A 13,054-nucleotide genomic window follows, 5' to 3' on the forward strand; every position below is an offset into this window, starting at 1 on the left:
TGATCAATATATAAATGGATGGTATCATGATCCAATAATATTTGGGAAATATCCAGAAGAAGCAGTTATTTCATTACAAAATATGAAAATAGACATACCAAAAAATGATTTTGATATTATATCTCAAAAAATAGACTTTTTTGGAGTAAATTATTATTCCAGACAATTGATAGCATATGATGAAAATCATTCATTGAAATTTAAGCATGTTGAAGGTAATTTACCAAAAACTGAAATGGGTTGGGAAATATATCCAAAAGGATTATACGATAAATTGATAGAGTTTAATAATAAATATAAATTACCGTTATATATAACAGAAAATGGAATGGCAGGACCTGATAAATTGATAAATGGTAGAGTGCATGATGATTATAGGATTAAATATTTAAACGACCATTTTGAAGCAGCATTGAAAGCTATTAATGATGGAGTGGATTTAAGAGGATATTTTATATGGTCATTAATGGATAATTTTGAATGGGCTCATGGTTATTCTAAAAGATTTGGTTTAGTTTATGTTGATTATACTACTCTTAAGAGGTATTTGAAAGATAGCGCTTTGTGGTATAAGAATTTTTAAAAAACAACTGAGGGTTGCCTCAGTTGTTTTTATAAGTCATAACTAACTTTAAATTCTTTATCCATAAATCTGCAGATAAATTATTTTTGTTAGAACTACAATATGTCCATAGTACTATTCGTAAATATTTAGCTTCTTTATTTTTCGAAATATCTTTAACATTAAATTTTAATTCAAACGGCTTATACACTGAAGCATATAGTCTATTTATCCAATTATGTTTAGAAAAAGGATATTCATCACTTCCCCAAGCATATGCAATTCTATTTATTTCTTTTTTATCTTTATCCAATAAAATAAATATAATACCAGCAATCGAATATTCTATTCTAGATATATTTGAAGTTTTTGTAGTAAATCCCATTATTTCTGATGATATATAAATCTTTGTATTATTTAAATAAATTAATTCAAAATCTTTATATAAATTATTTTCAGAAAATCCATCTTTGTGAATTCTTAACCAATTTTCATTATCAATATTGTCTAAATAAATCAAATTACCATTTTCACGTCTTCCACCTATTTTCCATTCATTATATAAATTAGATGCATCATAGGAAATTTCATATTTTTCTTTTAATAATTCTATTTTTACAATTAATTTTTTAGGAATTTTAATTATATCATTTCCATTTTTTAAAATATACATATCATCTTCTAAAGATATTATATTACCTTCTAAAATCTTCTCATTTGTTAAATATATTCTTTCGCTGAATATTATTAAATTGAAAAAGAGCAAAAAAGATAAAAATATTATTTTTTTCATATATCTCCCCCCATAATAATATGTAAATCATATTTCAAAAAATTCTAAATCTTCCTTTAAAATATTCATAGCTATTTCTTTATCTACAGTTGAAATAACTCCAATAGGCGCAAAAATATAGTTTTTATCAAAACCTATTTTTTTGATATTTTTTGGCAATAATTCATTTGGATATTTTTTATGGACCCCATTAATAGAAGTTAATATTTTCCTATTAAACTTAGATCTTGTTAATACTCCTCCAGTTCCAAAAATATATTTTATTGCAGTTAAATCCTTTCCTTGTGCAATAGATTTTCTTCCTAAAGGAGTAAAAATGTGTTTTTTCTTTCCAGCATGTCTTCTAATTCCTTCAACAAAACAATATTCTGCTAAAGATGCCATAAATTTTTCATTTTCATCGGATTTTGGATATGGAGATATTTCTTTTACTAATTCATCAAAATTTTGAAATTTCCCTCTTAATACTTTTTCACCTATTAATTCTATTACTGTATGAGCATTTACAAATACTCCCATATCTCCTTCTACTGTCCTTTTAGCAACTGGTTCAGGACTTATCATTATACTTTGAACCTCTGGATCTCCCTCTGTAACTGAATCAACGTCTGTAGTAGCTCCTCCTATATCTACTGTTAATACATCTTCATATAACTCACTTAATAATTGTGTTGTTCTCATCACCGCTGCAGGTGTTGGAATTATATTTTCATCTACATATTCTTCTATTTTTTCCATTCCAGGAGCATGTATTATATGTTCTGCAAAAACTTCTTGGATTACTTTTCTTGCTGGTTCAACATTTAACTGATCAACTTTTGGGTAAACATTCTCTGTTATATATAATTTTTTATTTGATAATATTTCTTTTATTTCATCAACTACAGCAACGTTACCAGCATATATTATAGGAACATTCAAAGGTATATCACTCAATAATTCAGCATTATGTAAAACAGTTTCTTCTTCTCCATAATCAACTCCACCTGCTAAGAAAATAACATTAGGTTTTATTTCGAGTATTTTTTTTATATGTGAATTTCTCATCTTTCCTGCAGTAACATATTTAATAACTCCACCCGCACCTAGAGCAGCTTCTCTTGACGCTTTAACTGTCATATCATACACCAAACCATGAACTGTCATTTTTAATCCGCCTGCTGCTGATGAAGTAGCTAAAAATTTTTCCCAACTAATTTTTTCATTTAATTTTTCTTCAATAACTTTTAAAGCTTTTTCAATGCCTATGGTAATATCTCCCTCATTAATTGTTGTATAATGTTCCCCTTGAGCCAAAATAATAGGTTTTTTTGTATCTATTTTATCAAAAACAGTTACAATAGTTGTAGTACTTCCAATTTCTGCTGTTATTAAATCAACTTTCATATCTTCACCTCTTTAACTTATATTATAATTATATCAAAAATGTTAAAAATTCATTCATAAAAAAAACACCCCTTACTTTTATTTTATCACTTTCGGGGGCGTTTTTTAATTGTTTCATTTTTGGAGTTCAAACATTTTGGAAAAATTTATAATTCTTTTATATATTCAAATAATCTATTTAAACCATTTTCTAAAATTTCTATTGAATTTGCATAAGAAATTCTAATAAATCCTTTTGCGCCAAAACCGCTACCAGGAATTACTGCCAATCTTTTAGTATTTAATAATTGATTTGCAAAATTCATATCATCATTATCATATTTTGATATATTGATAAACAAATAAAATGCACCATATGGATATACATACTCTAAATCTGTTTCTTTTATTCTATCTAAAACATATTTCCTTCTTTCATTAAATTTATTTATGTAATAATCTATATTTACATCAAAAGCGGACAATGCACCATATTGTGCAGGTGTATTTATATTTGATGTAATATGACTTTGAATCTTTTTAATTTCTTTAGTTATATTTAATGGAGCTACAGAATATCCTACCCTCCAACCTGTCATTGACCATGTTTTTGAAAAAGCATTTATTATTATTGTTTTTTCTCTTAAATTCTCTATTTCAGCTGGAGAAAAAAACTCTCCTTCAAATACTAATTTTTCATATACCTCATCACTTATTAAATAAATATTTTTATCTTTTATCAATTCGCTAATTTCCAAAAATGTTTCTTTAGGGTAAACTGCACCTGTAGGGTTATTAGGTGAGTTAATTATAATCGCTTTAGTTTTCTCACTTATATATGGTTCAATGTCACTTGCTTTTGGAATAAAATTATTTTTGAATTTTAATGGAACATGTATTGGAATACCTCTTGCAAGTTTAATTTGAGCTTCATAACTAATCCAAGATGGATCAAGAACTATTACTTCATCACCAGGATTTAATATAGCTAACAATACATTGTATAAAGCTTGTTTTCCTCCATTTGATACAACTATATTTTCAGCATTATAATTTGTTTTTCTAGAAATATTAGTAAATTCAGCAATTTTTTCTCTTAACTCTAATATCCCAGCGGAATTTGTATATTTAGTCTTTCCTTCTAGCATAGCCTTATAAGCATTTTCTATTATTTCTTTAGGGGTAATAAAATCCGGTTCTCCGGCTGTTAATTTAATAACATCAAATCCTTGTTTTTCCATTTCAATCGCTTTTGCATTTAATTCTAACGTTATTGATGGTTGTATGCTTTTTACTATTTTTGATATCATTATATCCCTCCAAATTTAATATCTATATAATTTTACTCTATTATGAAATTTTTTTCAATGTCAATTATGCACTATTTATGTTAATTATTGAACAAAAATTATTAAATAAACAGTTATTCTTATATTTTAATAAAATTAAAAAAATAAATGAGCCGTAGCTCATTTATTCATAATATTCTATTTTTAGTCCTAAATTCTCTAATTTTTCAAATAATTTTTCGTACCCTCTAAATATATGATCAACATTATTTATCATTGTTTCCCCTTCTGCTGATAAAGCAGCTATTAATAATGCTGCAGATGCTCTTAAATCTGTTGCTTCCAATGGGGCGCCAGAAAGTTTTGTCACACCTGTGATAATAGCTGTATTACTTTCAACAAATATTTTAGCTCCCATACGATTTAATTCATCAACATGATTAAATCTTGTTTTAAAAACATTTTCCGTAATTGATGATCTACCAGGTATTAAACTTAATAAAACCATCAACTGAGGTTGTAAATCTGTAGGAAACCCAGGAAACGTTGCCGTTTCAACATCTACCGGTGATAATTCTAATTTAGAAATACCTTCAATAGTTAAAATATCATTTTCCATTTTATATCTTATACCAATTTTTTCAAATATATCTAATAATGAAAAAATATGATCTTCAATAACATTTTTCAATACAACTTTACCGCCTAAAATAGCCCCTAAAATGGCATAAGTTCCCGCTTCTATCCTATCAGGAATAATTGTATATTCTGTACCATATAATTTCTTTACACCATATATTTTTATATTAGAAGTTCCTTGACCTTCAATTTTTGCTCCCATCGATATTAAAAAATCACATAAATCAACAATCTCTGGCTCTTGAGCACAATTAGTTAATATTGTTTCTCTATTTTCCAACAATACAGCAGTTGATATTAGATGTTCAGTTGCCCCAACACTTGGAAAAGGTAAAGATATATGTATTTTTTCAGGTGATTTACCTAATTTGGTATTAGCAAAGCCATGTTCAATTTGTGACTCAATCCCCATTTTCTTTAAACCTTCTAAATGAAAATTAACTGGCCTTACCCCTATTGAACAACCTCCTGGTAAAGCTACTTTAGCAAAACCTTTTCTAATTGTTAGAGGCCCAAGAACATTAAAAGATGCCCTCATTCTCCTTACTGGAGCATATGGTAAAACCGAGTTAATATCTGTACACCCTTTAATAACTAAGGATGACCCTTTCCAATACACCTTTTTCCCAGCATTTTCTAATATTTCTATCATAGTATTTACATCTGCTAAATTAGGAATATTATGCAAAATTATATCGTCATCCGTCAATAATGTAGCTGCTAATATAGGTAAAGCAGAATTTTTAGAGCCTGATATTGTAATTTCACCGGAAGCATATTGAGGTCCAGAAACTTTTATTTTTCCCATACTTTCAATCTCCAATCTATTTTCCATAATTTTTCCTCCAATCTATATCAGGCAAAATAGTTTAGTATATCTTTAGTAGTTGTTAAATCCTTTGGTAAATAAAATGTATAAAAATCTATTTCTTCAGGATTACTTACAAAATTCTTTAATTGATATATAATTCTTTCGGAAATTTTACCTAATTCTACTTCTGTTATATCAGGTATTACAATTGCAAATGTAGTTTTTGAATATCTCATGATAATATCTAATGGTAATCTTACATTATTTCTTAATACTCTACCAATTTCCATTTCAGGACTTTTATGAGCTTCACCTTCAAATTTCAAATTTTCTAATTCAGGTATTTTTACAATAATTAAACCATAATTATTGCCTTTTTCAAATGCAGTTTCTAATAATAAGAAGAATATCTTATCAAAAAAATCTCTCGAATAAACTCTTGTAGAAGAATCGATATATCTTCTATCAACAAACCCTTCTACAAAATCTTTATACGCATTTATTTCTTCTTTAGTTAACTCATTGTATTCTTCAAGTAGTTTATGTGTTTTTTCTAACTCTTCCTTCAATTTATTATTCTCTTCTAATAATTGTTTTACCTTAATTTCATTTTCCATTTTTCTCCTCCTACCAATCCCAATTTTTTTTACCTGAAACTATATTAATATTTTTTTCGATAAAATCCCTTATTATATATTCGACTTTTTTTGAAAAGTAGATAATACTCTTCTCTTTACTATTTTGCGGCAAATCTCTATAATACAGTTTATAATTTTCTCCTAACCAACCTGTAATAACAATTGAATTATTATAAATCTTATTTATTATATCATTAATATTTCCATTTTTTGGTAAATCCCAAAATAATTTAGGATTAAGACTTTCATTTAAAATAATCTTATTAGTAATTTTATCATAAAACATATAGGATGTATACTTTATTGAAGATAAATAAAAAATTTTTCCCGCTTTTTGGTCAAGAGATTTTTTTATATTTTCATCAAAATCTTCTCCTAAATAAACTATAGGAAAAATACCAGAAGTTTCAAATCCCCTTAGCATAATAAAAATTACCTGTGATGCAATAAATGGAGAACTTGAAATATAGCTTAAAAAATCTTCATTTCCCTTTTTCAATGTTTTTAAATTTCCAAAAACAATAAAATCATATCCTTTTTCTTTTAATTGAGATCCTAATTCCCTACTAAATTCAAAAATTAAGTCATATGAATTTAAAGTACCTAAAACAAAATAATTTAATTCACTATCTATTTCTTTTAAATCAAGCCAATAACCATTTATTATCTCTTCATTAAGAGATTCGTTCAATGATGTATTTAAATATCCGAGAAAATTATTTTCTTTAAATATTGGAATTTTTTCTCCAAAAGAATACAAAAATATATTAATTATTAAAATCACTAGATAAAATCTTTTCAATTATTGAAGCTACCCCCTCTTCATCAGTTGATGGAGCAATATAATTTGCTGATTCTTTTACATGATTAGATGCATTTCCCATTGCATAAGAATTATTTGAAAGTGATAACATAGATATATCATTTTCGCTATCTCCAAAAACATATGCATTTTTTAAATCAAAATTATATATATTAGATAATTTTTTTAACGCAATACCTTTAGAAGAATCTTTGTTTAAAAAGTCTAAATATATATTAAATGACCTTACTATATTTAATTCATTATTATATTTAACCTGCATATTCTTTTGAAAAACATCTAATCTTTTTTCATCAGAAATTGTTAATATTTTTGTAGGTCCATTTTTGTTTTTTAAAATATAATCTTGCAAATCATTCACTATTTTATAATCAACTCCAGAATGTTTAGCGTAACCTTTAATTTCATTATCATCATCATCAGCAATTAAATCATCATTTATATATGTTTGAACATGAATTTTTTCTTTTTTTGCTTCTTTAATAATATCAATTGCTAGTTTTTTATCAATATCAGATTCAAAAACAACTTCTCCACTATGCGATACTACATAAGCACCATTATATGAGACAATTGGTATTTCATTTAAAAAAGGTAAATATTTATTTATAACAATTTTGGTTGATTTATACATTCTTCCACTTGCTATAATAATAAACGAACCTTTTTCATATATTTTTTTTATTGCATTAATTGTTCTTTCAGTCATTTGCTCTTTAGAATTTAATAATGTTCCATCTAAATCAAACACAAATACTTTCCTGTTCATATTATCCCTCCATAAGATTATAACATAAAATTTTAAAAACCCAAATATTATTAATATAGCATTTTATTGTAATTTAACATATGATATGTATTAAAGTATTATTAATAATTTATTTTATTTTTTTGAAAAATCCAAAATAAAAAACCTCACAAATTTTTATCAAAATTTTAACAAAATATTCTTATGTAACAATTTTCATAATTTTAATAGCTTAGAAATTATGATATAATTTATAATATCTGTTATTTTTTAAAAGGAGGATTATTATGAGATGGAAATTTGTTTCAGAAAATGCTGATTTTGTTTTAGAAAACCCAGATAAAACTAGTTATCTTTATTTTCCATTAGTAAACGAAGCTGGAATGATGTCTTCTATAACTCCAACACTAAATGGTGATTTGAAATCAGGACAAAATTCTTTTTTACTACTTCCTGTATCAGCAGAAGATTTACATAACACAAAAAGTACTAGGAATTTTTGGATATATATAAACAAAAAAGATGTTTGGTCAATTAGTGGAAATTCACCTATGCAATTGGCTAACTTTTACAGCGATAAAAAAGATGATGTAACTTTAGAAGCAGGATTCTTATGGCATAAAATTATTAGAAAAAATAAAGTTTTAGGTGTTAAGGCTGAAATTATAAACTTTGTTCCTGTAGAACATAAAGTTGAAATAATGGAAGTAACAATAACAAATACTTCTAACCAAGTTATGCAAATCACGCCTACCGCTGCAATTCCTATATATGGAAGATCAGCTGATAATTTAAGAGATCACAGACATGTTACTTCGTTATTGCACAGAATAAGAACAAATGATTATGGTGTTCTAGTAAAACCTACACTTTCTTTCGATGAAAGAGGACATAAAATTAATAATGTATTATATTCTGTTTTAGGCTTCGAAGAAAATGGCGAAAAACCTATAGGTTTTCTCCCTGAAGTTGAAGAATTTATAGGAGAAGGAGGAAGTTTTGAAACTCCTGAAGCCATATTTTCTAATAAAAAATTTGCTAAATCAGGAAATTATTTTGAAGGTTATGAAGCTATAGGAGCTATTAGATTTAAAGATATTGACCTCAAACCAAATGAGTCTAAAACATATATCATTTTAATGTCAATTAGTGAAGACGAATTAGAAAATAATATATTATTAGAAAAATTTGGTTCAAAAGAAAAAGTAAAAAATGCATTAGAAGAAAATAAAAAATATTGGGAGAATAAAATAAGCAACCCAGAATTCAAAACTAGCGATGATGAATTTAATAAATGGATGAAATGGATAAATATACAACCTATATTAAGAAGATTATTTGGAAATTCTTTTTTACCTCATCATGATTACGGAAGAGGCGGAAGAGGTTGGAGAGATTTGTGGCAAGACTTATTAGCTCTTTTAATGATGGAACCAGATAACGTGCGAAAATTGTTATACAATAATTATGCCGGAGTAAGAATTGATGGAAGTAATGCAACAATTATCGGATCAAATCCTGGTGAGTTTATAGCTGATAGAAATAACATTGCAAGAATGTGGATGGACCATGGTGCTTGGCCTTTTTTAACTACTAAATTATATATAGACTTAACTGGAGATTTGAATTTTTTATTAGAATCTCAAACATATTTTAAAGATAGATTAGCAAATAGATGCACAGATTTTGACCCAAATTGGACAATAGAAAAAGGTAATAAACTTAAAACTAGAGATAATAAAATACATTCATCTTCTATATTAGAACATATACTAATTCAACATCTTACGCCATTTTTTAATGTAGGAATGCACAACAACATAAAACTTGAAGGTGCTGACTGGAATGATGGATTAGACATGGCTAGAAATAATGGCGAAAGTGTAGCTTTCACTGCATTATATGGATGGAATTTATTAGAACTTGCTAAATTATTAAAATCTTTAAAAATAGAAGAATTGGAGATTACTGAAGAAATATTAATGTTATTAGATAATAAAGTGGATTATAATTCACCTGAAGAAAAAAATAAATTACTAAATGAATACTATAATAAAGTAAAAAGTTTTGTTTCAGGAAATAAAACAAAGATAAAAATTGATTATTTAATTTCCGATTTGGAAAGAAAAGGAAATTGGATTGTAAATCATATTAGAAAAAATGAATGGATTAGAAATAATGAAGGGTATGAATGGTTTAATGGATATTATGATGATCATGGGAATATAGTTGAAGGCGATAATCCTAAAGGGGTACGCATGACTTTAACTGGTCAAGTATTTACAATAATGGGTAATATAGCTACAAATGATCAAGTTGAAAAAATACTATTATCAGCAAAAAAATATTTAAAAGATGAAAAAGTTGGTGGTTATAGATTAAACACTAATTTCCATGAAGTAAAATTAGATTTAGGAAGATTATTCGGGTTTGCTTTTGGGCATAAGGAAAATGGAGCTATGTTTAGTCATATGGCTGTTATGTTTTCAAATGCTTTGTATAAAAGAGGTTTTGTTGAAGATGGTTTTGACGTTATAAATACATTATATAATCACATAAAGAATTTTGAAGTTAGCAGAATATATCCAGGTATTCCAGAATATATTAATGAAAAAGGACGCGGAATGTATCATTATTTAACTGGTTCTGCAAGTTGGTTATTATTAACTGTATTAACAGAAATGTTTGGAGTTAAAGGAGATTTAGGAGATTTATTACTTGAACCAAAATTATTAGACAAGCAATTTGATTGTAAAGGTATTGCTTCAGTGAAAACTTTATTCGCTGATAGAACATTTAATATTATTTATTCAAATAAAAATAGACTAAACTATGGAAAATATAATATATCTTCTGTTTCTTTAAACGGAAGAAAAATAGAATCAGAAATCTTAGGTAATAAAATAAAAATCAAAAGAAGTTTATTGGAATCTTTGGATAAAGACAAAATTCATGAATTAATTATTGAATTAGAATAATTTATTAACTCCATCCTAAAAGGATGGAGTTAATATTTTCAATCTAATATTATTTCTTTATTATTTATATCCAAAATTGAAACTTTACAAGCACCACCTAAATTCTCCATTACTTTTTTAGATAATTCTTCTAAAGCAATTTCAAATTCCTTTCCCCTATTTTCATCAACTAATTCCATACACAAAACCGCATTCTTAGTATTTTCAGTAAGCATAGTTCTTACTGATTCACGCCAATTTAAACATCTACAAATGGCTCCATTATTATCCTTATATATCAATTCTCCTTCATATGGCGGTTCATTTTTATCTTCACCTAATGCAACAAAAAATTCATCACCAACTGCTTTAGTTAATATTATATCACCTGAAATCTTATCAATGTCCTCGCCACCACAAGGCAATAGATATTTCAACGAAATACTGTTATAAATATCAACTAAAGGATTAATATTATTTAAATGATTACCTTTATACACTCTCTTTAATAAAGATTCTATAGATGATCTAGCACCTTTTTTGGTTTTAAACTTTCGAAAAGTTTCTCTCCAAATTCTAATAACTTCATTACTACTAAATTCTGGATTTTTTAAACATTCCAATGCTTTCTTTTCTGCTTCTAAAATCATTTTCTTAAATTTTTCTTCATTTTTAATGGTGTTATCTATTCCTTTACAAACAACTACTCCTATTTTTGCTTTAGGAAACAAGTTCCAAAAATCATTTTCAACAATAAATTTTTTCATAATTTCACCTCTAAACAAATATGATTTAGTTTCAGTTTTATCATATATTGAAATATTTACTTTTTAATAATTTTTATGATAAAATTTTGTGTATGGTAAAATATATTTTTTTGAGGAGGAATGATATGAAATTAAAAGATTTTAAATTAGAGGTTTATTTTGGTAAGTACGAATTTACAGCACCTTATTTATTAACTCAATCTGATTGTGAATCGATGAAATTAGCTCAATTATTAAATTATGAAAGTGAAGAAAAAAGCAAAGAACTATTTGATCTTTGGTTAGGTTATACAGAAGTACAAGGTGATCCAGAGTTAAGAAAGATTATTTCTAGTTTATATGATACTATCCCTGAAAATAATATAGTTGTTCATTCTGGAGCACAAGAACCTATATTTAATTTTATGAATGTACTATTAGAAAAAGGTGATCATATAATATCTCAATTTCCTATATATCAGTCACTATATGAAGTAGCAAATTCTTTAGGATGTGAAATTTCATACTGGAATGTCAAAAAAAATGATAAAGGTTGGTATTTTGATATAAATGATTTAAAAAAATTAATTAAACCAAATACTAAATTAATAGTTTTAAACAGTCCAAATAACCCAACTGGTTATGCTTTTAAGAAAGAAGAATATGAAGAAATTATAGAAATTAGTAGAAAAAATAATACATATATATTTTGCGATGAAGTATATAAAGGATTAGAATTAGATGGAATAACAAGACCATGGTTGGCTGATTTATACGAAAAAGGCATTTCATTAGGTGTTATGTCTAAATCCTACGGTTTAGCAGGATTAAGAATAGGTTGGTTAGCAACTCAAGATAATAATTTAATAGAAAAATTAATAAAAATGAAACATTACACAACTATATGTAATTCAGCAACATCAGAATTTCTAGCCAAAATAGCTTTAAAGCATAGTGATGAAATTTTAAATAGAAATAAAGAAATAATATTAGAAAATTTATCTATTGCCGAAGACTTTTTTAATAAATATAATTCTTTATTTGAGTTTTATAGACAAATGGCAGGTCCTATAGCATTTGTAAAAATAAATATAGATGAAAAAATTGAGGATTTCTGTGAAAAGTTAGTACAAAACAAAGGTGTATTATTATTACCTGCAAATATATATGATTACCCTGGAAATTACTTCAGAATTGGATTTGGAAGAAAAAACTTTAGAGAAAGTTTATTTAAATTCGAAGAATTTTTAATTGAAAATAATTATGTTTAATTGTATTATATGCAACAAATAAAAAATAGCCTTGAACCAAGGCTATTTTTTTATGGTGGAGTCGATGGGACTTGAACCCACGACCTCTACCGTGCCATGGTAGCGCGCTCCCAGCTGCGCCACGACCCCAAACCGTAAATATTATATACAGTTTATGTTAAATATCAATGTATCTATTTTTAAATTATTTTAATAACCTTTATTCAAAGGTATCTCTATATAATCCAACATTCTATCTATTTTTTTAGCTTTTCTAACATCAAAATCTTTTGATTCTCCAACCCCTTTAACTACTACTCTTATTTTTTCAGCACTTACTTCAACTAAAACATATTCTAAAACTCCATATACATATTTTTTTGTATGAGGTAATATATCTTTTTTTGCTCCTGGATCAAAAGGTGCTCCGCCT

At 26.4% G+C, this 13,054-nt stretch carries 12 protein-coding genes and 1 tRNA gene; 3 read left to right on the top strand and 10 right to left on the bottom strand.

Annotated features, from left to right (window positions below; genetic code table 11):
- The coding region (locus tag AS160_RS09340; RefSeq protein ID WP_165148114.1) for a family 1 glycosylhydrolase at positions 1–583 on the top strand (583 nt) is incomplete at its 5' end.
- Positions 584–602: 19 nt separating this feature from the next.
- Here the strand turns inward: AS160_RS09340 and AS160_RS09345 are convergent.
- The 7 genes from AS160_RS09345 to AS160_RS09375 form a co-directional block, all read right to left on the bottom strand.
- On the bottom strand, positions 603–1,355 hold the full coding sequence (locus AS160_RS09345) for a hypothetical protein (protein WP_165148116.1): 753 nt from the start codon (positions 1,353–1,355) through the stop codon (positions 603–605).
- A 27-nt stretch (positions 1,356–1,382) separates the two neighbouring features.
- On the bottom strand, positions 1,383–2,741 hold the full coding sequence (locus AS160_RS09350) for a GlmL-related ornithine degradation protein (RefSeq protein ID WP_165148118.1): 1,359 nt from the start codon (positions 2,739–2,741) through the stop codon (positions 1,383–1,385).
- A gap of 146 nt (positions 2,742–2,887) precedes the next feature.
- Positions 2,888–4,030 (bottom strand): aspartate aminotransferase, encoded by a 1,143-nt coding sequence (gene aspC / locus AS160_RS09355; RefSeq protein WP_206528166.1) that lies wholly within the window; start codon positions 4,028–4,030, stop codon positions 2,888–2,890.
- 163 nt (positions 4,031–4,193) lie between these two features.
- Positions 4,194–5,456 carry a UDP-N-acetylglucosamine 1-carboxyvinyltransferase gene (gene murA, locus AS160_RS09360; protein ID WP_165148140.1) on the bottom strand — a complete coding sequence of 421 codons (1,263 nt, stop codon included), beginning with the start codon at positions 5,454–5,456 and terminating at the stop codon, positions 4,194–4,196.
- 47 nt (positions 5,457–5,503) lie between these two features.
- The gene (locus AS160_RS09365; RefSeq protein WP_165148120.1) at positions 5,504–6,076 is read right to left on the bottom strand and encodes a diguanylate cyclase; all 573 of its coding nucleotides are present in this window, start codon (positions 6,074–6,076) and stop codon (positions 5,504–5,506) included.
- A gap of 10 nt (positions 6,077–6,086) precedes the next feature.
- Positions 6,087–6,899, bottom strand: coding sequence for a hypothetical protein (locus tag AS160_RS09370; protein WP_165148122.1), 813 nt, complete (start codon positions 6,897–6,899; stop codon positions 6,087–6,089).
- Positions 6,865–7,689: an HAD family hydrolase gene (locus tag AS160_RS09375; RefSeq protein WP_165148124.1), complete on the bottom strand. Its 825-nt coding sequence runs from the start codon at positions 7,687–7,689 to the stop codon at positions 6,865–6,867. The genes AS160_RS09370 and AS160_RS09375 overlap by 35 nt, the downstream gene beginning before the upstream one ends.
- Before the next feature lie 266 nt (positions 7,690–7,955).
- On the opposite strand from AS160_RS09375, the gene AS160_RS09380 reads away from it, so the two are divergent.
- Positions 7,956–10,646: a cellobiose phosphorylase gene (locus AS160_RS09380; RefSeq protein ID WP_165148126.1), complete on the top strand. Its 2,691-nt coding sequence runs from the start codon at positions 7,956–7,958 to the stop codon at positions 10,644–10,646.
- Positions 10,647–10,684: 38 nt separating this feature from the next.
- On the opposite strand, the gene AS160_RS09385 is transcribed toward AS160_RS09380, so the two are convergent.
- Complete coding sequence (locus AS160_RS09385) at positions 10,685–11,392, bottom strand: B3/4 domain-containing protein (protein ID WP_165148128.1); 708 nt, start codon at positions 11,390–11,392, stop codon at positions 10,685–10,687.
- Positions 11,393–11,517: 125 nt separating this feature from the next.
- On the opposite strand from AS160_RS09385, the gene AS160_RS09390 reads away from it, so the two are divergent.
- Positions 11,518–12,642 carry an aminotransferase class I/II-fold pyridoxal phosphate-dependent enzyme gene (locus AS160_RS09390; RefSeq protein ID WP_165148131.1) on the top strand — a complete coding sequence of 375 codons (1,125 nt, stop codon included), beginning with the start codon at positions 11,518–11,520 and terminating at the stop codon, positions 12,640–12,642.
- A 53-nt stretch (positions 12,643–12,695) separates the two neighbouring features.
- Here the strand turns inward: AS160_RS09390 and AS160_RS09395 are convergent.
- A tRNA-Ala gene (locus AS160_RS09395) sits at positions 12,696–12,771 on the bottom strand.
- A 60-nt stretch (positions 12,772–12,831) separates the two neighbouring features.
- The coding region (locus AS160_RS09400; RefSeq protein WP_165148134.1) for a hypothetical protein at positions 12,832–13,054 on the bottom strand (223 nt) is incomplete at its 5' end.

The sequence above is a fragment of the Marinitoga sp. 38H-ov genome, from assembly GCF_011057715.1.
GTDB lineage: Bacteria > Thermotogota > Thermotogae > Petrotogales > Petrotogaceae > Marinitoga.

What these genes read in the sequence shown, in the direction of transcription:
- AS160_RS09345 (WP_165148116.1), bottom strand. Translation starts at nt 1,355, where the DNA reads ATGAAAAAAATAATATTTTTATCTTTTTTGCTCTTTTTCAATTTAATA.
- AS160_RS09350 (WP_165148118.1), bottom strand. Translation starts at nt 2,741, where the DNA reads ATGAAAGTTGATTTAATAACAGCAGAAATTGGAAGTACTACAACTATT.
- aspC (WP_206528166.1), bottom strand. Translation starts at nt 4,030, where the DNA reads ATGATATCAAAAATAGTAAAAAGCATACAACCATCAATAACGTTAGAA.
- murA (WP_165148140.1), bottom strand. Translation starts at nt 5,456, where the DNA reads ATGGGAAAAATAAAAGTTTCTGGACCTCAATATGCTTCCGGTGAAATT.
- AS160_RS09365 (WP_165148120.1), bottom strand. Translation starts at nt 6,076, where the DNA reads ATGGAAAATGAAATTAAGGTAAAACAATTATTAGAAGAGAATAATAAA.
- AS160_RS09375 (WP_165148124.1), bottom strand. Translation starts at nt 7,689, where the DNA reads ATGAACAGGAAAGTATTTGTGTTTGATTTAGATGGAACATTATTAAAT.
- AS160_RS09380 (WP_165148126.1), top strand. Translation starts at nt 7,956, where the DNA reads ATGAGATGGAAATTTGTTTCAGAAAATGCTGATTTTGTTTTAGAAAAC.
- AS160_RS09385 (WP_165148128.1), bottom strand. Translation starts at nt 11,392, where the DNA reads ATGAAAAAATTTATTGTTGAAAATGATTTTTGGAACTTGTTTCCTAAA.
- AS160_RS09390 (WP_165148131.1), top strand. Translation starts at nt 11,518, where the DNA reads ATGAAATTAAAAGATTTTAAATTAGAGGTTTATTTTGGTAAGTACGAA.